This window comes from Paracoccus sp. FO-3 (assembly GCF_006386455.1).
Lineage (GTDB): Bacteria > Pseudomonadota > Alphaproteobacteria > Rhodobacterales > Rhodobacteraceae > Paracoccus > Paracoccus versutus.
On record NZ_VCBQ01000269.1, the window covers coordinates 1 to 1,229 of the forward strand.

1 protein-coding gene is annotated in these 1,229 nt (G+C 63.7%); it reads right to left on the bottom strand.

All coding sequences use genetic code 11. The features are described 5' to 3' along the window. Window positions 1–1,089 (bottom strand): cbb3-type cytochrome c oxidase subunit I (locus FE811_RS26895; RefSeq protein WP_140849568.1); only part of this gene is annotated, 1,089 nt, incomplete at its 3' end. Between the last annotated feature and the right edge of the window lie 140 nt (window positions 1,090–1,229).

Below are 1,229 nucleotides of genomic sequence, written 5' to 3' on the forward strand. Positions count from 1 at the left end.
CGAGCCGCCCCACATGGTCGCGATCCACGAGAACACCTTGATGCCGGTCGGCACGGCGATGGTCATGGTGGCCAGCATGAAATAGGCCTGCTGGGTCAAGGACATGCCGGCGGTATACATGTGGTGCGCCCAGACGACGAAGCCCAGGAAGGCGATGGCCGCCATGGCCAGCACCATCGGCAGGTAGCCGAAGATCGGCTTCCTGGCAAAGGTCGAGACCACATGGCTGATGATGCCGAAACCGGGCAGGATCAGCATGTAGACCTCGGGATGGCCGAAGAACCACAGGATATGCTGGTAAAGCACCGGGTCGCCGCCGCCGGCCGGGTCGAAGAACTGGGTGCTGAAATTGCGGTCCATCAGCAGCATGGTGATCCCCCCGGCCAGCACCGGCAGCGACAAGAGGATCATCCAGGCGGTGATGAAGACGGCCCAGGCGAACAGCGGCACCTTGAACAGCGTCATCCCCGGTGCGCGCATGTTCAGGAAGGTGGTGATGATGTTGATCGCGCCCAGGATCGAGCTGGCGCCCGAGACATGGACGGAAAAGATCGCCAGGTCCATCGCATAGCCGGCCTCGGTCGTGGAGAGCGGCGGATAGAGCACCCAGCCCACGCCCGCGCCGGACTGGTCGTTGCCGCCCGGCGACAGCAGCGAGGCGATGGCAAGAGAGACCCCGCAGACATAGAGCCAATAGCTGAGGTTGTTCAGCCGCGGGAAGGCCATGTCCGGGGCGCCGATGTGCAGCGGCATGAAATAATTGCCGAACCCCCCGAACAGCGCCGGGATCACCACGAAGAACATCATCAGGATGCCGTGATAGGTCACGACGACATTCCACAGATGGCCGTTGGGCGTGCATTCCGCCGAGGCGTCCGCGACCAGCCGCATCCCCTCCAGGCACATGTATTGCACGCCGGGATGCTGCAACTCCATCCGCATGTAGACGGTGAAGGTGACGGCGATCAGCCCGGCCGTCCCGGCGGTGAACAGGTAAAGGATGCCGATGTCCTTGTGGTTCGTCGACATGAACCAGCGGGTGAAGAAGCCCCGCTTCTCTTCGATGCTGTCGCTGATCTGGGCTGACATGGTCCTGTCCTTTATCTGTGCAGGCTCCGGTTTGCGGATACGCGGATGGTCGGGCGCGGCGGCAGGGCGACCTGGCCGGCCCTGCGGCTATCGGCAAGGCCAAGGGTGGCATCGAGCCTCGCGGTGATCCGCCGGGCTGC